This is a genomic window from Faecalibacillus sp. H12 (genome assembly GCF_013361255.1).
Lineage (GTDB): Bacteria > Bacillota_I > Bacilli_A > Erysipelotrichales > Coprobacillaceae > Faecalibacillus > Faecalibacillus intestinalis.
The window spans coordinates 1-20,385 of sequence record NZ_JABWDK010000011.1 but is presented as its reverse complement, the minus strand read 5'-3'; the positions used below and the strand labels follow the sequence as shown (position 1 = coordinate 20,385).

Below are 20,385 nucleotides of genomic sequence, written 5' to 3'. Positions count from 1 at the left end.
CCCTTCGTGGACGCCATTTAATAAACAACAACCTTCGGGTTGTTTTTTATTTTATGTAAATATTTTTATTATATATCTTAATAAACCATATGACACATCTTTTTAAATAAGATTTGAATTCATAAAATTTAAACCATAATTTTATAAGTAAAATTATGGCTTTTACATGTACAAAACTTGACACCTAATCACCACCTGTTTCAGATGGTCAATTAAGTTATATATTATAAATTTATATTTAAATACACTTAATCCAGAGATGAAGAAATCTCTAGATTTTTTATTACTATTCAAAATATAAACACAACTATAAAACTATGGATTTTTGCTAGAATATTTTTATTCCAAAATAACATACTTCTAAAACCACTTTCTAAAAAGCACCAGGAGTGATAAAGTTTTGTAATCATTCAATATAACACACTTCTAAAACTTGGATGTGTACCCTCCCTATGAATTATTAGTTTTGTAATCATTCAAAATAACACACTTCTAAAACCTAAAATCGATAGCTTTTAATTTTACTCCAGTTTTGTAATCATTCAAAATAACACACTTCTAAAACTCGCCTAAAGCCCATTGAAGATTTTCATTCGTTTTGTAATCATTCAAAATAACACACTTCTAAAACGTTACTGTTAAAGTAAATGGAACTGCAGTTGTTTTGTAATCATTCAAAATAACACACTTCTAAAACTCAAGAGTAATGAGAGATGCCATTGGTAAAGTTTTGTAATCATTCAAAATAACACACTTCTAAAACAAGTGGGAAAATGGTATTCAAATTACTAATGTTTTGTAATCATTCAAAATAACACACTTCTAAAACGTTTCGATAGTAGTGATGGTTGATTTTGTAGTTTTGTAATCATTCAAAATAACACACTTCTAAAACATATTACCTTTTTCGATATCTTCAATTGTTGTTTTGTAATCATTCAAAATAACACACTTCTAAAACTTAGCAATATTATTAAAATCACTTGAATTGGTTTTGTAATCATTCAAAATAACACACTTCTAAAACTGAAATTTATTATATTCGTAATTTATATATGTTTTGTAATCATTCAAAATAACACACTTCTAAAACGTTTCAATAGTAGTGATTGTTGATTTTGTAGTTTTGTAATCATTCAAAATAACACACTTCTAAAACAAGCTAAAGGATTAGATAGCAAACATTACAGTTTTGTAATCATTCAAAATAACACACTTCTAAAACCTCAAATCAGGTTTTAAAGTTATAAAAGCCAACACTAACTTTTGTCATCATGAATGATATAATCATAGAAATCATCATCTATGACATATTTATTTTCAAAATACACACTCCTATTATAACTATTTTCTAAAAATAAAACACTTATTTTTTTATAAGTTATATACTTTAATATTTCTCTAATTTCTTCATTTGAAAAATATGTTAGTACATTAATAAATATCATTGTTTGATCATATAGCTCTGAATATATTTCTAATATATCTATAAATTTATCGATTAGATTGTTATATTTATTATCAAACTCAATTCCTGCTAATTTAAAATATTTCACTAAATCTATTTCTTCATTTAAATCAATATCAACATTATAGTATTCAATTTCATCATATAAAATATTTGAAATCTTCATAAAATATTTTTTTAATTCATTATCAATCTCTACATTCGATATTATACTTTTAGATAACTTATTATATAATTTAGTAATAATAGTTTTATCATTAAAATTAAAACTTAATATATCATTAAAAATAATAATATCTTTTATGTTTACTAACTTATCATTATCTATAAAAACAATTTTTTCAGTATCTTTTCTATTAAGATCGTAACAAAAACTTCCAAATAATTTATGATCATCAATTACCAATATATTTGTCTTATCTTTATTAATATCAACCTCTATATCAAATCCCATTATTTTCATAATCATAATATAATCAACCTGCTTTCTGTATCTTCAACATCTGTTTTCTTATCTCCTACAACATATTCAATACGCGCAAATTGCTTTTCAGTAATGACCAATAACTGAACTAATCCTTTTGATGGTTTATTCTTTTTTAATTTATCTCTTTCGCTTATTACAATAGAATTGTTCAATGCCAATTTTGTATATACACTTTATTGCATCATAATGTATCCATTTTTTATTAAAAATTTATGAAATTTATTATATTCTTTTTGATCAACATAAGTAACAGATGGTAAATCAAAAAACACTATCATTCTCATATATCTATAACTCATATTCAAAAAAATTTATCAAATCAACATCTTTCTTATCTATTGCATTAAATACACTCTTTACATAAATACTAATAGCATTGGAAACATATTGATCTTTTCCTTTTATTCTTACCTTATGATTTAGCACATCCACTAATTTTACTTTCATGCCACCATCAAATCTTTCATTAAAATTCTCTTTAACAATTTTATCTACCAATGGTCTAAAAGGCTCCATTAAATCCGAAGATAAATTAAAACTATTATATACATTGTGATGTTTAATACCTAACTGTGTTAAATAGCCTTGAGAAACAATTTCTTTATTAAATTGAGATAATAATATCGTATATCCATAATTTAATGCATAATTGATATCACATTGATCTTCTCTAGTAAAAGATTTTCCAAATAAACTATTAAAATAAACCTTTGCTGCATGACCTTCTCTATTACTTTCATCAAATAAAACCAAATCACCTACATAGTCATATAACATCTGATAATTTTCAATATTTAACTCTTTTAAAAAATTAGCTTGATTAATTATCTTTTCTTCAATTATTCTTGTGCAAATAATTTTACAATAATCATCCCATTTTATTTGTTTAAAAATTTGTTCACTTGTATTATGACTTCCATAATAGGAAACTATTTCTCCTTGTGGATTTCTTTTTTTATCACAAATAATTATCTTAATCTTCCTACTTAACATTTCAGATATTAAGTAGGAAGTCATGGTTGCAGCTGTTGTATCAATGATAAGAGTATTAATTTCTGATAAATGAATTAATTTTACTTCATCATTTCTTACAATCAAGTAATCATTTTTATAAGATAATTTTGCTTTATTAGTTATAACTACTGTTCTCCATGTCATAACTTATATTTTTTAGAATATATACCTGTTATAGAAACATCATAAAAGTAAGTGTTATCTAAATGAATCGATTGTTTAGAAAGTCTTCCTTCTCGATCAGTCATATTATATGGTTCAAATTTTAAATTTCCATTAATAGCTCCCGCTTTAAGAATCTTTAAAACTTCTAATATAACTCTACATTTCAAATCAATTTCAAGAATATTGAAGTCTATATTTTTAGTTAGTATTTTCTCATAAATTCCTTTATACTTTGGATAATATTTTTTCATCTTATCACAAAGCAGATTATATAATTTAGTTATTTCTATTTCTCTGTTTTCAAAATAGCTATAATCATTTTTAATCATTGCATTATTAATTTCAAAAATAATTTCATTTTCCTTATTATTTAATATTAATTGGTGCGCATTAACAAGTTCTGTTGCTGATGATAAGTAGTATAATCCACCATCTATCTCAATTAACTGATTTTTCTTTATCTTTTTAATTATTTTAACATCGCTGTATTTATTATTTTCCATAATATATTTACATTGATCCTCGATAGATACATATCGCAATAAAATAGGAAGATTTATAAGTCTTCGATCTATCTTCTTTCCTTTCTTTCCTTCAATAGCCACAATATCACTTTGTAATCCACTAAATCCTCCATACTTACGTACATTACTACGCAATTTATTTACTGGTATCGTTGCTCTTGTCTTTCCTTTTTCACTATTCTTATCATTTGGTAAAATAGTCACGTTGAAAAGTTCCCTATTATTCGTATCTAATTTTTTAGTTATATATACATCTCTATAATTAAAACACTTAATGTAATCTAAAATTCTCTCTGGATTCCAAATAACTTCTCCTGTATCTTCGTCAATACATTCATATTTCATACTATTTATGATAAATCCATGATTTTCTTTATCAATATTGTTTTTTGTATTCTTTACATTTTGCATATATTGACCATAAACGTATTTTGCTTCTAATCCTGGAAATCTTATTTGTATATATCGACCAATAATACAAGCAATATAAGCATCATGAGCGTGATGAAAATCATTTACGTTCCTATTTTTATATATTTCGTATTTTTCTCTAAATTCATGCGATAGATTAGCTCTTACTGTAAATACTTTAGTATCTTCATAATGATTTTCAATAATATTAGCAACATGCTTAATAATTTGTCTTGTTTCTACTAATTGTCTATTAATGAATTTATCAATTTGATCTCGTCTAAATTCATCCCTCATTAATCGATAATATTTTGTTTGTGTTATTAATCCATTATCGTATAGTTTTTTCCAAAAAACTTCCATTTTATTTCTTATTTCTAAAGGTAAAACTAAATCATCTAATTTTCTTTGATTTTCTTTTTTCTTAACTAATACCAAGTTATCTAAACTATCATCTGACGTAAGTGTTCTAGGAAAAATATGATCAATTTCGTAATTTGATAATTTATCAATATCTAATGATTCACCACTATACATACATTTTCCTAATTGGGTGTAATATAAATATAATCTTTTTTCAATAGAACTTTTTTCATCTTGCTTATTTAAATTAGAATATACTTCTTTTCCATGAACATCTAATTGATTTTTGATATCATTATATATTGATTTTAATTGTTTTACTCTTGTTGTAGTTCTAACTTTTTCTTGTTCTTCTCTAGCAAATTCTATGTAGATATTTTTAGGCTCATGCCCCATATAATTTTTAATTTCTTCAATAACTTGTAATGTTTGCCATATTCCTCTTTTAAGAGCTGGAGATCCTGCTAAATTTTCAATATCTTCATATTCAAAAGAACCTGTTTCGTTTTTGAAATTTTCTTTTTCAATAATTTGTTTAAAACCTAAATCTTGGTCATTGATGATTTCCATTAAAGTCATATGACTTTCCTTCATTACATCTAATATAGAAACACTTGAACCAAACTTATTATCAGCTCTAATACCATTTATAAGTTTTTTAGATAACCTTGACCAACCAGAATATTTTAATTTCATAATTTTTTTAATTTTATTTTGATCTAAATTATAAGCTTTTTTTAATCTTTCTTTTAAAATACTTCCTTCATTAAAAATTGTCATATCTTCTATAATTTTTTCAATTAAATCATAGTTGCTATCATTTATTTCATCAAATATTTCTTTAAAATCAATCCATGGTGCTAAAGAAGATGAAAATGCTTTTTCTTTTTGATAACCTGTTATTTCACCAACTGTTAATTGATTTTGTTTTAACCAGTTAATTAAATCTTTTTCTTTAACAGTTTTTCTTTTAAAAAACAAGTCCTCAATCAATCTATTCTTTGTATCTATAGGCAACAATTTTCCATCAATTCTTATTTTATTAACTTCTGATAACACCTCATACATAGAACATGTTAATGATTTTTGAGGCATTACTTTTTCTATTGGCAAATATGTACAATAGTTTGTCAATTTTTTAATAAATTGTGCTGCTGTTTCTTGGACATCAACAATTTCTTGATGATTCCATGGTAATATTCTTTCATTTTCCTTGCCTTTTTTCTTTATCAGCCACCCAAATTGTTTATTACCATCTAAAGGTCCATAGTAATAAGGTATTCTAAATTCTAGAATTGAAATAATTTTATCTCTATTTTCTTTTAAAACAGGATAATATTTTTCTTGATGATCTAATATTTTTATAAGTTCATCTTTTTGCATTTGGTAAGGAATATAAGCATTATTTTTACTTGTTTGTTTTAACATATAAGTTTCGTTAGCAATCTTTTGAAGAATTTCATCTTTTCTTGAATCATCAGATTTTTCAATTGCTTTCTTTACATATTTATAGAAACCATCCGTTTTATCTCCTGAACACGCTACAGGATTTACATAATTATAATAATTGACAATACTCTTTGAAGTTGGTTTAAACATTTCATCATATTCTTTTTTACCAATTTTTAACATCATTTCTTTTAAAGCTTTCAAATCTTCTTTATGGTTTACATAAATATTAACCATTGCATCTGAAATTGAAACGTGCTGACTATCAGAACCAACAATCTTGCTTAATTCTATCCAACTATAAAATTGTTGCATCAAATCAATAAATTCCATTTTTTCTTCTAATACATTTTCATATTCAATTATTTTTTCTTCATAAGATTTATCTGAAAATTGTAGTTTTAAATCTTCATCATCAAATTGTAAATCTTCATGCATATATAACTTACTTACATTGAATTTATTTCCAACCAATCCTCTCATAAATTCTTTAACTATTTTTTTATCTTCACTATTTAATTTTAAATGTGACATACATTCATCTACTTTTGCTGTTTTAGAAATATTTTCAACAACAGTTTTTAATATAAATTGAATTTGTTCTTCACTAAAATCATAAACTGTATCATTATTCTTACCAAGGATATCAAAAAGTATTTTTAAATCTTCTTCTTTATTAGATGATTCTAAATGTAACTCTTGTCCTTCATATAAAAAATTCCCGCGATATTTGACAATATGATGTAAAGCTAAATAAATTAATCTTGGATCTGCTTTTTCATCACTTTCACATAATTTTTTTCTTAAATGATAGATTGTTGGATAATCTTTAAAATATTTTTTGTCATTATAATCTTCATCACAAAATAAATTATAATTCATTTTATAATTATCTTTTAATATAGCTTTTTTATCCTCTTTATCCAAAAAAGTTGTTTTTTCTAAACGAATGAAAAAAGATGGATCAACTTCTAATACCATATCACTCATAATCAATCGCAATAATCCAATTCTTTGTCTTCTCTTATTGTATCTTCTACGTGAAGAACGATAATTTCTACGATTTTGGGCAGTTTGAGCTTGATCAAATAAACGTGATCCCCATAAATGATGCTTCCCTTTTTTCAACAAATTTCCATTTTCATCAATAACAGCCCAACCTACAGAATTCGTACCAATATCTACACCTATATAATATTTTATATTCTCTCTATTTTTCACTATTGACATCCCCTTTCTTAAGCGTTATTCTATTTATGTCAAAACAAATAGGTTTTGATCATTCAAAATAACACAACACAGTTAAAATAAAGCTTATGCTAAAGCGTCAATTATTTGACATCACTTAGGTGATTAAAAAAGTTCTTCGGAACTTTTTTTATTTTATATTAACTATTGTACCATTCACGCCTTGCAATTAAAATATTTACCTTATTAGAAATTCTTTTATCTACATTATAAACCCACAAGTTTCTAAATACCGGCTTATATAAGCCGGTATTATGCTTTTTTACATAAAAAAAGAAACCTTTTTCAAGATTTCTTATTTCAATAAATTATCTAATACTTTAATCATTTCTTCTATTTTTTGATCACAATCTTCACTATTAACTGCATCATGTACACAATGTGTCATGTGTGCCTTTAAGACTTCTTTGTTGGCTCTTTTTAAAATCGCTTCACTTGCCATGATTTGATGTGAAATATCAATACAATAGCGATCTTCTTCCACCATTTTTAAGATACCATCAATTTGTCCTCTTGCGGTTTTTAAAAGTCTTGTAACCTGTTTTTTATCGGCCATCATACTTATTCAATTCCTTTATAAGTATATCCAGCTTCTTCAATGGCTTGTTTTAGTGTTGCTTCGTCAGTTTCACCTTCTACAAAAGCACAGTTTTTTTCTAGATCAACTGTTGCTTGAATACCATCAATAGCATTTAATGCTTTTTCTACATGTGCTTTACAATGTTCGCACATCATTCCTTCTACTAATACTTTTTTCATTTTCTTTTCTTCCTTTTTCCTATTTTCTCGTATTTGAATAATTTGATGTTTTGGTTTAAAGAATCTTAATCTAAGTGCATTCGATACAACAAAGACAGAACTTAATGACATTGCTGCTGCTCCATACATTGGATCTAACAACCAGCCAAAGATTGAATAGAACACTCCTGCAGCAACAGGAATACCAATGACATTATAGAAGAATGCCCAGAATAAGTTTTCTTTAATATTTTTAATTGTGGCTTTTGAAAGTTCATAAGCCACAACAACATCTTGTAAATCATTTTTCATTAAAACGATATCAGCAGATTCGATCGCAATATCAATACCTGAAGTCATTGCAATACCAACATCACTTCTAACAAGAGCGGGTGCATCATTGATTCCATCACCCACCATGATGACACGATGTCCTTTTTCTTGTAAGTCTCTTACATGTTTTTCTTTATCTTGTGGTAAGACTTCTCCAATAGCTTCAATACCTAATTCATCAGCAATCGCATTGGCTGTCAATTGATTGTCTCCTGTCAACATATAGATATTCATGTTCATATCTTTTAAACAATCAATGGCATGTTTACTTGTTTGTTTCAAGACATCTGAAACAACGATTAAACCAATAAGTTGACCGGCATAGCTATAGAATAAAGGTGTCTTTCCTTTAGATGATAATTCTTTATAGAGATCTTCAATCGAAGAAAGATCAACATCATTTTCTTCCATCAAACGTCTATTTCCTGATAAAAGAATTTCTCCCTTTAAATTACCTACAAGTCCTAATCCTTGTTTCATTTCAAAATGATCTAATGAATCAATAGATAAACCTTGTTCTAAAACATAACTATGAATCGCCTTGGCAAGTGGATGTTTAGAATATTGTTCAATCGAACCCGCATATTTCAATAGATCATTTTCACTTACACCAATTGGATAAACTTCTGTAACTTGAGGTTTTCCTTCAGTAAGTGTTCCCGTCTTATCTAAAACAATCGTATCACATTTAGAAAGTTCTTCTAAATGTTGTGCTGATTTAACTAAGATACCTAAGTTAGCCCCTTTCCCTGTTCCAACCATGATTGCTGTAGGAGTGGCAAGCCCTAAAGCACATGGACAAGAAATAACAAGGACTGAAATTGCACAGTTTAAGGCAAAGTGGAAATCTTTATTTCCAAGGGTCAACCATAAAATGAAAGTAATAATTGCAATTGTAATAACGGTTGGTACAAAGACACCACTGATCTTATCGGCAAGTTTCGCAATTGGTGCTTTAGAAGCGCCTGCTTCTTCTACTAAACGAATGATTTTAGAAAGCGTTGTATCATTTGAAGCATGACTAACTTCTACTTGCATATAACCATCTAAGTTATTGGTTGAACCAATAACTTGATCACCAACTGTTTTATCGACCGGTAAGCTTTCTCCAGTAATCATCGCTTCATTGATAGAACCATGTCCTTGAATGATTTTTCCATCCAAAGGAATATTGTTACCTGGTTTAACAATCACAACATCACCAATTTGAACATCTTCAATGGCCACTTCAACTTCTTTCCCTTCTTTTAAGACAATAGCTGTTGAAGGCATCAGCTTCATCAATTTTTCAATCGCTTCTGACGTTTTTTGTTTAGAACGTGATTCTAAATATTTACCTAAAGAAATCAACGTTAAAATCATTCCTGCCGATTCAAAGTAAAGTTGCATCATATAATGATGGGTCATATCCATATCCATTCTTCCTAGATAATAAGCCATCATAAATGTTGCATATAAACTATAAATAAAAGCTGCTGAAGAACCTAAGGCAATCAAGGAATCCATATTTGGACTTCTATTCCATAAAGTTTTAAATCCTCGAATATAATATCCTCTATTAATAAACATAATAGGAACAACTAAACACAATTGAACTAAAACAAAGATCATCATATTTTCATGACCTAAGAGAATACTTGGTAAAGGCCAATTCATCATATGTCCCATACTGATATAAAATAAAGGAATCAAGAAAATAAATGATAGAATCAAATTCTTCTTTTTATGCTCATTTTCATTTTCTTGAACATTTGAAACCTGTTTTTCACCAATATTTTGAGCTTTATAACCTGCTTTATCTACGACCTCAAAAATTTGACTTTCACTTAGTTTATTTTCATCAAATTCAACAGTCATTGAGTTTTGTAATAAATTGACATTAACATCATCAACACCATCCAACCCTCTTACTGCTTTATCTACATGAGTTGAACAAGCACTACATGTCATCCCAACGACATCATATTTCTTTTTCATCCAAACACCTCCCACCCCTATAGGGTATCTATATCATACTTGAATACTAAAAAATAAGCAAGAAATACGCTTACAAAATTTCTTGATTTTCTAATGTCATTTTCCCCTCTTTCATTTGATAAATACGATAACCCCATCCTTTTCTTTCATCTTCTTCAATTAATTCATTCATACTTACCCCAAATAAACAACTTAATGCATATAAATGATGAATTGAAGGATATGTACTTCCTTTAAACCAACGATAAATTGGTTGAGGACATTCTAAACATAAATACTCTTGAATATCTTTTACTTTATACCCCATTTGATCAACACATCTTTTTAAATTCTTTCCTATTTTTAAAGGATTTATTAATTTTTTCTTCATTTCTATCACCACTATTATTTTAAAATAAAAAAAGAAGGCTGTCATTGAACTTGTAGTTCACTAACCTTCTCTTTTTTCAGACATTTTAAAAAAAACAATTCCTAACATAAAGAAAATAGATAGCGCTCCTAGAGAAAGATTAACTTGTCCTGTCCATTGTGATAAAACACTAATCACTGTTGTTCCTAAAAAAGAAGCTCCTTTACCACATACATCCATCAAACCAAAATATTCTCCCGATTTTTCTGAAGGAATGATTTTTGTAAAATAAGATCTTGATAACGATTGAATTCCTCCTTGAAACATTCCTACCAAAATAGCTAACACCCAAAATTGCCATTGTTTTGTAAGGAAGATAGCAAAAATAGAAATACCTAAATACGCTAAAATACAAATAACGATTAATTTTGAAGTATTATATTTTGTTGCAAGTCTTCCAAATAAAATTGCGAAGGGAAAGGCGACAACTTGGGTAAGTAAAAGAGCTAGTAATAAACTTGTACTTTCAAACCCTAAAGCTGTTCCATAGGCTGTTGCCATATCTATAATGGTATAAACCCCATCAATATAGAAGAAAAACGCTAATAAGAATAAAAAAATCTTTTTTTCTTTTCTAATATTTTTTAAAGTCGTTCCTAATCTTTTAAAACTATTTGAAATCGCTTTGGGTTGTCTTTCTACATAATACTTTTGTTTGTATGTTTTTAAAAGTGGTAGTGTTAAACAAAACCACCATAAAGCAATAATAGCAAAAGAAATCATCATTGACATTTCCATAGATAGTCCAATCTTTCCAGCATTTAAAACAAGAAGAAGACAGACAACAAAAGGGACACAGCTTCCAATATAACCCCAGGCATATCCTTGAGAAGAAACATGATCTACACGTTCAGGCGTTGTTACATCAGAAAGCATCGAATCATAGAAAATCAAGCTTCCGGAAAAACCTATCTTAGCAATTAAAAACACAATTAAAAAGACAAACCAATAGTTGATAAATCCTAGAAGAAAACAACCAATACATCCAATAAGTAACATCATTGTAAAAAGCGGTTTTTTATAATCTTTTGTATCAGCTAATGTACCTAATACCGGTCCTAAAAAAGCAACAATAATTGTCACAAGCGAAGCCGTATAACCCCAAAAAGCTAAATAATCTACCGAAGATAAGTCTGCTTTTTCAGCTAGATAATTAAAATAAATCGGTACAATTGTTGATACTAATAAAACAAAAGCTGAATTGCCTACATCATAGAGCACCCAGTTTTTTTCTTCAGTTGTCATCTTAAATTTCATATTTTACTCCTTTTTCCCACTAAATGTATATTGATAAAAATCATCTTTTGTTTTTTCTAATGATGAAAGCTGCACATACTCACTGATCAATTCAACAGCTTTTTTGATGGCTTGTTTATAGAATTGATTTAATTTTTCTGTACTATCTTTACATAAAGGATTAGCCTCATAATTAACAAGCAAACCGTGCATTTCCTGATAATTTCCTGTAATACGAAGTAATGCATAAATAAACTTTCTTTTTAATTTTGAGGGTGCAATTAATAAATCATTATAGAATTTCATACTTTCTAATGATTTAACGACTTGTTGAGCTGTTACATTAAAAAAAGGAGCAATGATTCTTGCATAATCAATAGATGGAATAATATGATTGGTAAGTTTATGTCTTATCGGATCTAATCCATCTTCAATCATTAAAAAACGATCAAATTCAACTTCTATTTCTCCATGTGATACTCCACTTTCATGAATTCTTTTTTCAATATAACCGTGACACGTTGCATCTAAGGAAAAATGACAAATAAATCCATAATAATAAGCTAGGTAATGATTGATTTGTTTTTTAGAAGTCATCATTTTTCTAAAAGTATCAAAGACTTCTTTTCCTGTTTTTTCGTGCATGTTATAACCTATTGAATTAATTTCATTGGTTTTTAATGGTAAATAATAAAACAAGAGATCTGGACCATGTAGTCCAATATCATAGAGTTCTTTATTTTCTATAATTATTTTTTTGATATCGTTTGGTAGTTCTTTTAAAACTTCTTGTCCAAATCGATAATGTGCATAAGTTGATGGCATTTTTTTATTTCCCTTTCTTTAGTTTAGAAAAAGCATACTTATTTTTAAGATAATCAACTATCATTTTTACGAAAAGAAATGTTAAGTAAAAGTAAAAAAACGATGATTCATCTCATCGTTTCTCTATAAATTCATTTTCAATTGTTTTAAAGATAACATCTTAATCATATTCTGGCATAAGGCTTTCATCAACAGCATAAGCTATCCTATTGTATAGAATTCTTAATAAATCTTCTTTAGCACCATTTTCTAAAAGCTCTTTCCCAAGTTCAGATTTAACTAAATGAGTTAGACAGTCATATTGGAAAGCATATTTAAATGGGGCATAGTCATTTCTAAACATATAAATTGAATACTTATCACTGGTAAAAGGAATATCACTATCAACATGTACACCATATGTACCATATTTTTCTAATGGAAAATCATTTTTTCTATATCTATAATGAATTGTATCTTCTGTACCATAAATTTTAGAAAAAGCATAGAACTCCCTAAATTTATATATCTTATAGATATCCCCATCTTTTTCAAAATAATATGAATCTAAACCAATGGTCATGGTAAATGGAAAATCAAAGACTTTTCCACTTTTATGTGAGTTAAATGAAACACTTCCTATAATATCTAAAGAACCTTGGTTAAAAGTTTCTTCATCATATATTTCATTAAATCTTAATTCTATTCCAAGATCAAAATCAACATCCCCACAATTATTATATTTATTGATATCCTCTAATAATTTGTTATGAGAAACATTGTCAAAAAGTTCATTGTAAGAATAAGCACTTTCTAAATCAACATTGGCTATTTCATTAGCACTGTTTTTAAGTTTGCTTTTTTCTTTTTCATCTGTCATTTTTCTATAACAGATAAACTTATCAAAAACAGCTTTCTTTAAATTATTTTCAAATTTATTAAATTGAAAAACAAGTTTTCCCAAAAAATTGTCTTGTATATAAATTTCATCTTGATTTAAACCTTCAAAATATTCTTTTAGGCCAGGAATATACCAATTGGCATCTTCATTCTTTACAAAATCAAAAAATTCATCAAATGTAACATGTTCCATATAAGAGTCCCCCTTAAAAATATATACTCAAATTTTAGCACAGAAATAAGGAAAGGGTAAAGAAAAAGACGATTTTAAATTTCCATCGTCTCTTTATAAAATTCTATAAATTCATTTTCAATTGTTTCAAAAGTTACAAAACTTAAATCAACTTTTCTTTGCAACTTTAAATAATCCCAATTGATTTCATCATTTAATAATTCTTTTAGTTCCAAAGATAACATTTCATCATCAATTTCAAAAACTAATTTAGTTTCTTCTTTTGTTAAATCTCTTTGAATAAAATGTTTCCAAATAACATTTTGTAAAACATCTTCCACTTCTAAATAATAAGTAAGCTCTTTTTTTATTGGTCTTGTAACATCACTTAAATAAACTTCACTTCCATCATGCAACAAACATCCTAAAATAACTTCTTTACTATATCCTCTTGCCTTTGCTTCCTTAGCACAAGCAAGACTATGTTGAGCTACGGAATAAAAATATTGAACATGTCCATTTCCTCGACATATTAAAGAAAGTGCATGTGCAATATCTTTAATATCTAATAAACTTTCATCAACATTTAATGGATCAAAATATTTTTTTGTATACGTTGTAATAAAACTCATAAAATACTCCTATAACTTAATTGACACCGTACTTAATGCGCAAACTGTCATTAAAAGACAACAAATAATGATACTCATGCCAAATGAAAATGATAAAAAATAGGCAATAATTGAATAAACAAAATAACCTAAACAAACCATTAAAAATCTTATAAAATGTTTATACGCATACTCTTTTCTTTGTTTGCTTGTAACCGCACATGCTTCTTGATAAGAAATCCCTGTATACCAATAGATTGCCTCATTTTTATAAATCATGCCCGTAAGAATGGCAAGAGTTATAAATATATAATTACCTAAAACCAAACCTACTAAATCTATATTCTTGATATCCATAAGAATAATCGCCAACACACCTACACAAAATAAAACCAGCCATGCCATAAATCCTTTATAACTTTTTTTCATTTTTATAAACCTATTTCCTTATAAATTTTTTCAATAATTTGTGATTTATACATACAATATTTTTCAATATCATTTGGATACAACTTTGCTGCTTCTTTTTTAATTTTACCGTATTCTTTTACAGTATTTGGATGTTTTCTTAAATACTTTCTAAAAGCAAGATGTCGTTTCAATTCTTTAGAATCTTGTGGACATACATAAAGATGATGTGTTCTTAAATGCTCTTTTCCTTCATATCTAAAAGCTTCGCGATCTTTAAGACCTAAATCGCCTTCATAAATATAACCATGATTTTCTAAAAGATAAATAACTTCTTTTAAATCATTTTGATCAATAACAACATCTAAATCAATGATTGGTTTAGCTGCTAGTAAAGGAACAGAAGTGCTTCCTACATGTTCAACAGCAAGCACTAAATCTTTTAAAGCTTCTTCTATTTCCCCTTTAATTTGATTGAAATCATTTACCCACTTCGAATCATAATCTACAACTTCAATATGTTCTGTTTTCATCTTTCAATATCTCCACATAAACGCTCACAAACAAGATTCATACAACGCTTTTTATGTGCTTCATGTAATGAATGATTTTGAAAATTCTTTAATGCCTCTAAATTTTCAAATTCACTATAAAAAACAAGATCATAACCTGAAGTCAAGTTTTCTTCCATTTCCACACATAATAAGCCTTCAATTCCTTCTAAAGTTTGAACCGATTCTTTTAATTTTTGAAGTGTTTCTTTTTCTAAATGGTTTTCTTTAACTTCTTTTGTATAATTCCAAAATAAAATATGTCTAATCATTTTCATCACCTACTTTTATTATTTCTTTAACAATTTCTTCAATTGTTTTATTAGAAACATCAATTTTATATGTATTTAATTTTTGATACATTTCTAATCTTTCTACACTACGAGCAAGGATATCTGGTTTTCTAATTCCTTGATTGATATCTTTTTGAATTCTTTTTTCCAAAGCTTCTTTTTGACAAACTAAAGAAATAGATATCACTTTTACATCTTTTAAATCAAGATGTGAAAGTAGAACATCAATAATACTTTGTTCGTGCATGACCCAACAAAAAATAATATGATCAAATACACTGCATTTTAAATCATTATTCAATAACATACAGATATTCTCTAAAACTAACTTTTTTGTTTCTTCATTAACTATGAACGGATGCATATCCCAACACCAATCTCCATCTATAAAAACGCTTCTATCTAACTTTCTTTTAAGGACCTGACACGTTGTTGTTTTACCAACGCCCATCGTTCCACCTATTAAATATAATTTTTTCATAACTTTCCCTTCTTTTTAAAATATTATACAAAATATTTATCAATAATTATATAACTTCTTTCTTTAGTTGTTTAAACAAAAATAATAATTTTTATTAACTTTCTCAATTGTTTTTATATTGAAAGTTCAATAAAATAAAATTATTAAAGGAGGTTCATTCTATGATCTATTTAAGTAGTTTTAAATTAAGCAATCAAACACTCAAAAATCCTAATATTTATCCCTATAATATCTTTAGAGATAAGTACATAGAGCCTTTTTCTTTTGCACCTATTACCATTTTTTATGGAAATAATGGTTGTGGAAAATCCACACTTCTTAACATCATTGCTAGTAAATTAAAAATAAAAGGAAAAGAAATGCCTGCAAGTAATGCCTACTATGAAAATTATTGTGAAAGATTTGAAAATGAATGTGCTTATAGTTTAGGCAGCAATGAAAATGGTATTCCTTTTTATCAACTACCTGAAAATAGTCGTTATATTAAAAGTGAAGATATTTTATATGAAATTAAAAAAATACAACAAAAAGCTATTTTAGAACATGGTTTAACTTATGATTATATGCAAGAAAGATTATCTTTAGAAAAAGCACAAAGTGTTTTAAATAAAAAGAAAGAACAACGTATTGAAAATATCATTTTTTCTCAAGAAAAGTATTCCAATGGTGAAACCTCTTTACAGTTCTTTCAAGAATATCTTTTACCAAATGCTCTTTATTTATTAGATGAACCAGAAGTTTCTTTATCTCCTGCAAATCAAGTTGCTTTAGCTCAAGAAATTAATGAACTAACACATTATTTAGGGTGTCAGTTTATTATTGCGACACACTCTCCTTTTATGTTAGGTACTTTAAACGCTAAAATTTATAATTTAGATGCAAGAGAATACGAAGTTACCCCTTGGTATAAATTAGAAAATGTTCGCTATTTTTATGATTTTTTCAAAAAACACGAAAAAGAATTCAATGATTGAGTTCTTTTTTTCTTTACCTTATTGACAAATCATTAAATGTATTATACTGTATTAGTGTACTAGTGACACTAATACAGTTAGGAGGACTCTATGTTTATAATAGATATTCAAAGTAAAGTTCCTATTTTTGAACAACTCAAAAAACAAATCTTAGAATTTATCTCTATTGGCATTTTACTTCCTAATGATAAATTACCTTCGGTAAGATCTCTTGCAACAGATATTGGCGTTAATCCTAATACTGTTTCTAAGGCCTATCAAGAATTAGAGAACCAAGGTTATATTTATTCCATTAAAGGAAAAGGATGTTTTATTGCTGATAATCAAACTGATCAATTGATTAAAGACGATAAATTAGATGATTTTAAAGGATGTGTCAATGAAATGAAAAAGCATCAAATTACCAAAGACAAATTATTAGAAATTATTGAAGAAGTATATAAGGAGGAAACTGTATGATTGAAATTAAAGATGTGATGAAATCTTTTGAAAATAAAAATGTTTTAAATCATTTAAATGTCACAATTTCCTCAGGAAGTATTTTTGGTTTGATTGGTCCTAATGGAGCTGGGAAATCAACCTTACTTTATTTATTAAATGGGATTTCTAAATGCGATGAAGGAAGTATTTTATTTGATGGAAAAGATGTTTATGAAAATCCTGATGTTAAAAAAGATATTTTATTCATTAGTGATGATCCCTACTATTTTCACTTTGCTACTATTGATGAAATGAAAGATTTCTATCTTACTTTTTATCCACAATTCAATTTAGAAACCTATCAACATTATGTCAATTTATTCCGTTTACCACAAAATAAACCTTTAAAAGACTATTCAAAAGGAATGAAAAGACAAGCAATGTTTGCTTTAGCACTTGCAATTGCACCAAAATATTTATTATTAGATGAAGCTTTTGATGGTTTAGACCCTGTTATGCGTTTAGCTTTTAAAAAAGCTATTAATCAAATCATTGATGAAAATATGACAGTCATTATTTCATCTCATAATTTAAGAGAATTAGAAGATATTTGTGATAGCTTTGGGATTTTAGACAATGGATGTATGACAACATCGGGTGATCTCTATGATATTAAAGATCATATTCATAAAATACAATTAGCTTTTAAAGAAGAATTAAACAAAGAAGAATTCAGTCATTTAGATGTTCTCTCTTTCCATAAACAATCAAGAGTGATTAATATGGTTGTTAAAGGAGACATCAATGAAATTAAAGATTATTTAAGAATGTTCAATCCAATTATGTTAGAAGTTTTACCTGTAAATTTAGAAGAAATATTTATTTATGAAATGGAAAGAAAGGGGTATGGTGTCTATGATTAATAAAGATTATTTTAAATATTTAATAAAACAAAATAAGAAATATCTTATTCTTATTTATCTTGTTGGTATCATTATTCCTTTTTGGGTATTTAATGAGTATACACCTTCATTAGATTTAACAGGCACACTCTCTCTTGTTTATGGATTAGGTTTATCATGTATTGTACCTATTTATTTATTTTCTTTTTTACAAAAAAAGAAAAGTAATATTCTTTACTTTTCCTTACCAATAAAGAAAGAATCACTTTACTTAACAACAAGTCTATTTTCTTACTTTGCAACTATTCTACCTGTTGTTATTTATCAACTCATTACTCAAAGCATTGTTGCTTATAAAATGAATATTTCTTTTGGCGGCTTTATTCTAACAATAATTATAACAATCGTCCATATGTTTGCGATGAATACTTTTATTACAACAATTACTCTTTTAACCCAAAATAGTGTTGATAACTTTATTTGTTCATTTGCTTATATTTTCCTTCCTCTACTTATCTATATTGCACTTAATAATTGTGCCACAAATATCGTATATAAAATGATGCTTGGTGAAGGAAATTATACACAAGGTCTTAATGCTATTCTTTATTATTTAAGTATTCCTTATAATGGATTAGCGCAAATGAAATATATAGAACTACATGTAACTCATATCTCATCAATCTATTGGTTGATCATCAGTTTAGTTCTCTCTTTTGTAAACTATCGCTTATTTATCAAGCGTACAGTTGAACAAAGTGAATCACATACAAAATCATTCTTTATGTATCCATCAATTATTATTCTTGGAACATTTGCGATGTTACTTGTTATGTATACCACAGATTTCAAATCAAATGTTCTATCATTTACAATAATCTTTATGATTTATTTAATTATGTATTATTTTTCTAAAAGAAAAGTTTACTTTAATTGGAAAATCCCAACGATCTTTATTCTTTTAGTCGTAAGTTGTATCGGTTTTTCAAGTATTTATGCTAATACAAAAGGATTTCATTCAATTTATGAAGTACCATCTACTTCCTCAATTAGATCAGCTAGTTTTAGTTTTTCATTTATGACTAACTATGAAACAAAAACTGAACTTAAATATAAAGGAATCGATGTAACTGATATTAATTATAGTACTGGTCCAAAGAAATCATCTAAAGATAATACAAATTTCGTGAATTTTATAAACGATATTATCAATCAAAAACTCATTACAAAATATGATGATTTTTACAATGATCCAATCAATAAAAATTTTTATACAATAGGTGTTTATTATTCAATTCAATCACCAACTGATCTAGGTAGATATGCAAGTCGTGATTATGTTATCGAAGAAAAAAATATTGAAAAAGTATTAGATTTAGTGGCTAAATACAATCTTTACAAATTTAAAAGTTAATTAAAATAGGTTGATGCTTCATCAACCTATTTCTATAGAAGGAGTCTTTATGAAAAAAACTACACATATATTATTTACTATTTACATATTTTTAGTCATCTGGATCATACTTTTTAAATTATCTGTTTCTATTGATCAATTACCACATTTTAGAAGCATTAATTTAATTCCCTTTTATTATCCAAATAAGACAACTTATCAAATAAGAGAAGTTCTTGATAATCTGATTATTTTTATTCCTTTTGGGCTCTATTTAAAAACATTAAATATTAATAGTGATCGAACAATATTTCTTGGTTTTCTATTAAGCATTTCATTAGAATTATCTCAATATATCTTTTGTCTTGGAGCAAGTGATATTACAGATTTAATTACGAATACAACAGGAGTACTTGTCGGTGTTGGTCTTTATTATCTTTTAAAAAAGATTTTTAAAGAGAAGACCAATAGAATTATTTTAGCATTAGCAGCCATTGTAACGATTTTATTTGTTTCTTTGATTATTATTATTCTTATAAACAATGAATGCACATAAATCACAAGTTATTCACAATTGTGCATAATAAAAATGAGGTCTCTGAAGTGAACCGACTTTGTTGGACAAAAAATAATTAACTTAATGCTAAGGCTTGA

Annotated in this window: 21 protein-coding genes and 1 CRISPR repeat array; of the genes, 5 read left to right on the top strand and 16 right to left on the bottom strand. The window is 26.9% G+C overall.

What is annotated here, in order from left to right:
* Positions 1–397: 397 nt before the first annotated feature.
* Positions 398–1,225: a CRISPR direct-repeat array (repeat unit 36 nt; unit sequence GTTTTGTAATCATTCAAAATAACACACTTCTAAAAC).
* 34 nt (positions 1,226–1,259) lie between these two features.
* From csn2 to HUU89_RS08590, 16 genes are all read right to left on the bottom strand, one after another.
* Positions 1,260–1,937: a type II-A CRISPR-associated protein Csn2 gene (gene csn2, locus HUU89_RS08660; protein ID WP_175301547.1), complete on the bottom strand. Its 678-nt coding sequence runs from the start codon at positions 1,935–1,937 to the stop codon at positions 1,260–1,262.
* Positions 1,934–2,113 carry a hypothetical protein gene (locus tag HUU89_RS15020; RefSeq protein ID WP_254697738.1) on the bottom strand — a complete coding sequence of 60 codons (180 nt, stop codon included), beginning with the start codon at positions 2,111–2,113 and terminating at the stop codon, positions 1,934–1,936. Before HUU89_RS15020 ends, csn2 begins: the two co-directional genes overlap by 4 nt.
* Before the next feature lie 15 nt (positions 2,114–2,128).
* Entirely contained in the window at positions 2,129–2,233 is a 105-nt protein-coding gene (gene cas2, locus HUU89_RS15015; RefSeq protein WP_254697740.1) for a CRISPR-associated endonuclease Cas2, read from the bottom strand.
* Between the two features lie 10 nt (positions 2,234–2,243).
* The gene (cas1, locus tag HUU89_RS08650; RefSeq protein ID WP_175301546.1) at positions 2,244–3,113 is read right to left on the bottom strand and encodes a type II CRISPR-associated endonuclease Cas1; all 870 of its coding nucleotides are present in this window, start codon (positions 3,111–3,113) and stop codon (positions 2,244–2,246) included.
* Entirely contained in the window at positions 3,110–7,102 is a 3,993-nt protein-coding gene (cas9, locus tag HUU89_RS08645; RefSeq protein WP_175301545.1) for a type II CRISPR RNA-guided endonuclease Cas9, read from the bottom strand. The genes cas1 and cas9 overlap by 4 nt, the downstream gene beginning before the upstream one ends.
* Positions 7,103–7,424: 322 nt before the next feature.
* Positions 7,425–7,688, bottom strand: a complete 264-nt coding sequence (locus tag HUU89_RS08640) for a metal-sensing transcriptional repressor (RefSeq protein ID WP_107029910.1) — start codon at positions 7,686–7,688, stop codon at positions 7,425–7,427.
* A gap of 2 nt (positions 7,689–7,690) precedes the next feature.
* The gene (locus HUU89_RS08635; protein ID WP_175301544.1) at positions 7,691–10,177 is read right to left on the bottom strand and encodes a heavy metal translocating P-type ATPase; all 2,487 of its coding nucleotides are present in this window, start codon (positions 10,175–10,177) and stop codon (positions 7,691–7,693) included.
* 70 nt (positions 10,178–10,247) lie between these two features.
* Positions 10,248–10,547, bottom strand: coding sequence for a helix-turn-helix domain-containing protein (locus tag HUU89_RS08630; protein ID WP_175301543.1), 300 nt, complete (start codon positions 10,545–10,547; stop codon positions 10,248–10,250).
* A gap of 60 nt (positions 10,548–10,607) precedes the next feature.
* A complete protein-coding gene (locus HUU89_RS08625; RefSeq protein WP_175301542.1) occupies positions 10,608–11,843 on the bottom strand; it encodes an MFS transporter in 1,236 nt (411 codons plus the stop codon).
* Between the two features lie 3 nt (positions 11,844–11,846).
* Positions 11,847–12,647, bottom strand: coding sequence for a zinc dependent phospholipase C family protein (locus HUU89_RS08620; RefSeq protein WP_175301541.1), 801 nt, complete (start codon positions 12,645–12,647; stop codon positions 11,847–11,849).
* Between the two features lie 160 nt (positions 12,648–12,807).
* Positions 12,808–13,719, bottom strand: a complete 912-nt coding sequence (locus HUU89_RS08615) for a hypothetical protein (RefSeq protein ID WP_175301540.1) — start codon at positions 13,717–13,719, stop codon at positions 12,808–12,810.
* 74 nt (positions 13,720–13,793) lie between these two features.
* Complete coding sequence (locus HUU89_RS08610) at positions 13,794–14,330, bottom strand: phosphohydrolase (protein ID WP_175301539.1); 537 nt, start codon at positions 14,328–14,330, stop codon at positions 13,794–13,796.
* 9 nt (positions 14,331–14,339) lie between these two features.
* Positions 14,340–14,738 carry a hypothetical protein gene (locus HUU89_RS08605; RefSeq protein ID WP_175301538.1) on the bottom strand — a complete coding sequence of 133 codons (399 nt, stop codon included), beginning with the start codon at positions 14,736–14,738 and terminating at the stop codon, positions 14,340–14,342.
* A gap of 2 nt (positions 14,739–14,740) precedes the next feature.
* Positions 14,741–15,250: a GrpB family protein gene (locus HUU89_RS08600; RefSeq protein WP_175301537.1), complete on the bottom strand. Its 510-nt coding sequence runs from the start codon at positions 15,248–15,250 to the stop codon at positions 14,741–14,743.
* Positions 15,247–15,540, bottom strand: coding sequence for a Dabb family protein (locus HUU89_RS08595; RefSeq protein WP_175301536.1), 294 nt, complete (start codon positions 15,538–15,540; stop codon positions 15,247–15,249). The genes HUU89_RS08600 and HUU89_RS08595 overlap by 4 nt, the downstream gene beginning before the upstream one ends.
* Positions 15,533–16,042 carry an AAA family ATPase gene (locus HUU89_RS08590; RefSeq protein ID WP_175301535.1) on the bottom strand — a complete coding sequence of 170 codons (510 nt, stop codon included), beginning with the start codon at positions 16,040–16,042 and terminating at the stop codon, positions 15,533–15,535. The genes HUU89_RS08595 and HUU89_RS08590 overlap by 8 nt, the downstream gene beginning before the upstream one ends.
* A gap of 161 nt (positions 16,043–16,203) precedes the next feature.
* Between HUU89_RS08590 and HUU89_RS08585 the strand changes: the two genes are divergently transcribed.
* The 5 genes from HUU89_RS08585 (at position 16,204) to HUU89_RS08565 (ending at position 20,287) form a co-directional block, all read left to right on the top strand.
* The gene (locus tag HUU89_RS08585) at positions 16,204–17,016 is read left to right on the top strand and encodes an AAA family ATPase (protein WP_175301534.1); all 813 of its coding nucleotides are present in this window, start codon (positions 16,204–16,206) and stop codon (positions 17,014–17,016) included.
* A 90-nt stretch (positions 17,017–17,106) separates the two neighbouring features.
* Complete coding sequence (locus HUU89_RS08580; RefSeq protein ID WP_032091623.1) at positions 17,107–17,475, top strand: GntR family transcriptional regulator; 369 nt, start codon at positions 17,107–17,109, stop codon at positions 17,473–17,475.
* Positions 17,472–18,359 carry an ABC transporter ATP-binding protein gene (locus HUU89_RS08575; protein ID WP_175301533.1) on the top strand — a complete coding sequence of 296 codons (888 nt, stop codon included), beginning with the start codon at positions 17,472–17,474 and terminating at the stop codon, positions 18,357–18,359. Before HUU89_RS08580 ends, HUU89_RS08575 begins: the two co-directional genes overlap by 4 nt.
* Positions 18,352–19,752, top strand: a complete 1,401-nt coding sequence (locus HUU89_RS08570) for a hypothetical protein (RefSeq protein WP_175301532.1) — start codon at positions 18,352–18,354, stop codon at positions 19,750–19,752. Before HUU89_RS08575 ends, HUU89_RS08570 begins: the two co-directional genes overlap by 8 nt.
* A gap of 49 nt (positions 19,753–19,801) precedes the next feature.
* Positions 19,802–20,287, top strand: a complete 486-nt coding sequence (locus HUU89_RS08565) for a VanZ family protein (RefSeq protein WP_175301531.1) — start codon at positions 19,802–19,804, stop codon at positions 20,285–20,287.
* Positions 20,288–20,385: the final 98 nt, after the last annotated feature.

Excerpts from the sequence above, each read along its gene's own strand:
- csn2 (WP_175301547.1), bottom strand. The coding sequence starts at position 1,937 with ATGATTATGAAAATAATGGGATTTGATATAGAGGTTGATATTAATAAA.
- cas2 (WP_254697740.1), bottom strand. The coding sequence starts at position 2,233 with ATGATAGTGTTTTTTGATTTACCATCTGTTACTTATGTTGATCAAAAA.
- cas1 (WP_175301546.1), bottom strand. The coding sequence starts at position 3,113 with ATGACATGGAGAACAGTAGTTATAACTAATAAAGCAAAATTATCTTAT.
- HUU89_RS08640 (WP_107029910.1), bottom strand. The coding sequence starts at position 7,688 with ATGATGGCCGATAAAAAACAGGTTACAAGACTTTTAAAAACCGCAAGA.
- HUU89_RS08635 (WP_175301544.1), bottom strand. The coding sequence starts at position 10,177 with ATGAAAAAGAAATATGATGTCGTTGGGATGACATGTAGTGCTTGTTCA.
- HUU89_RS08630 (WP_175301543.1), bottom strand. The coding sequence starts at position 10,547 with ATGAAGAAAAAATTAATAAATCCTTTAAAAATAGGAAAGAATTTAAAA.
- HUU89_RS08625 (WP_175301542.1), bottom strand. The coding sequence starts at position 11,843 with ATGAAATTTAAGATGACAACTGAAGAAAAAAACTGGGTGCTCTATGAT.
- HUU89_RS08620 (WP_175301541.1), bottom strand. The coding sequence starts at position 12,647 with ATGCCATCAACTTATGCACATTATCGATTTGGACAAGAAGTTTTAAAA.
- HUU89_RS08615 (WP_175301540.1), bottom strand. The coding sequence starts at position 13,719 with ATGGAACATGTTACATTTGATGAATTTTTTGATTTTGTAAAGAATGAA.
- HUU89_RS08610 (WP_175301539.1), bottom strand. The coding sequence starts at position 14,330 with ATGAGTTTTATTACAACGTATACAAAAAAATATTTTGATCCATTAAAT.
- HUU89_RS08605 (WP_175301538.1), bottom strand. The coding sequence starts at position 14,738 with ATGAAAAAAAGTTATAAAGGATTTATGGCATGGCTGGTTTTATTTTGT.
- HUU89_RS08600 (WP_175301537.1), bottom strand. The coding sequence starts at position 15,250 with ATGAAAACAGAACATATTGAAGTTGTAGATTATGATTCGAAGTGGGTA.
- HUU89_RS08595 (WP_175301536.1), bottom strand. The coding sequence starts at position 15,540 with ATGATTAGACATATTTTATTTTGGAATTATACAAAAGAAGTTAAAGAA.
- HUU89_RS08590 (WP_175301535.1), bottom strand. The coding sequence starts at position 16,042 with ATGAAAAAATTATATTTAATAGGTGGAACGATGGGCGTTGGTAAAACA.
- HUU89_RS08585 (WP_175301534.1), top strand. The coding sequence starts at position 16,204 with ATGATCTATTTAAGTAGTTTTAAATTAAGCAATCAAACACTCAAAAAT.
- HUU89_RS08580 (WP_032091623.1), top strand. The coding sequence starts at position 17,107 with ATGTTTATAATAGATATTCAAAGTAAAGTTCCTATTTTTGAACAACTC.
- HUU89_RS08575 (WP_175301533.1), top strand. The coding sequence starts at position 17,472 with ATGATTGAAATTAAAGATGTGATGAAATCTTTTGAAAATAAAAATGTT.
- HUU89_RS08570 (WP_175301532.1), top strand. The coding sequence starts at position 18,352 with ATGATTAATAAAGATTATTTTAAATATTTAATAAAACAAAATAAGAAA.
- HUU89_RS08565 (WP_175301531.1), top strand. The coding sequence starts at position 19,802 with ATGAAAAAAACTACACATATATTATTTACTATTTACATATTTTTAGTC.